The sequence below is a fragment of the Micrococcus sp. iso_26 genome (assembly GCF_056172975.1).
Genome location: NZ_JBWBTV010000026.1, coordinates 1 through 649, shown reverse-complemented (window position 1 = coordinate 649; position 649 = coordinate 1). Strand labels below are relative to the sequence as shown.

The window sequence follows — 649 nt, the reverse complement described above, 5'->3', positions numbered from 1 at the left end:
ACTCCACGCCCATCGGCGCCCCCTACGCCGGACCCCTGGCCGTCCTGGCCAGCACGCTGGCCCGTCACGCCCAGGACCTCAACGGCCTCCGCCTGGCCGCGCACCCCGAGTCGCCCCAGGACCTGGCCGCCTGGGCTTGCAGCGACTGGGCCGCCGGCACCATCGCCACCCACGCGGGCCCCGCCGGCTCACTCCGCATCGACCGCGCCGCCCCCGCCGGCCGCCACCCCCGCATCCCCGCTGACGCCTGACCACCACCGGCGGCCGCGAGCGCCCCACCCGCGGGGCGCTCGCGGGCGGTGTTGCATCCCGCCTCCGATCTGTGTATGGTTAGACACGTCAAGGGGGATCACCCCGGACACCACGCAGGGCCCACCAGGGGCCCGGCACCCCGAGAGAAGGGACCGCCCATCATGGCGAACGCGATCAAGATCACCACCGACGGCACCACCACCACCGAGACCGTCAACGGCCTGCAGGACTTCCAGAAGCACGTCGAGGGCTGGGTGGAGCTGCTCTACACCGACGACGAGCGCCACATCTTCTGGTTCAACGAGGAGGGCAAGGTCAACGGCATGGCCGCCAACGACAAGGCCCACCGCCTGGTCCACGAGCTCGTGACCGGCCTGTCCCCGTGGGACGTGATCGT

Annotated in this window: 2 protein-coding genes; both read left to right on the top strand. The window is 72.3% G+C overall.

The window, feature by feature from the left end; translation table 11 throughout:
- Window positions 1–251 (top strand): hypothetical protein (locus AC0VX0_RS12390; protein ID WP_475452215.1); only part of this gene is annotated, 251 nt, incomplete at its 5' end.
- Between the two features lie 162 nt (window positions 252–413).
- The coding region (locus AC0VX0_RS12385; protein WP_475452213.1) for a DUF3846 domain-containing protein at window positions 414–649 on the top strand (236 nt) is incomplete at its 3' end.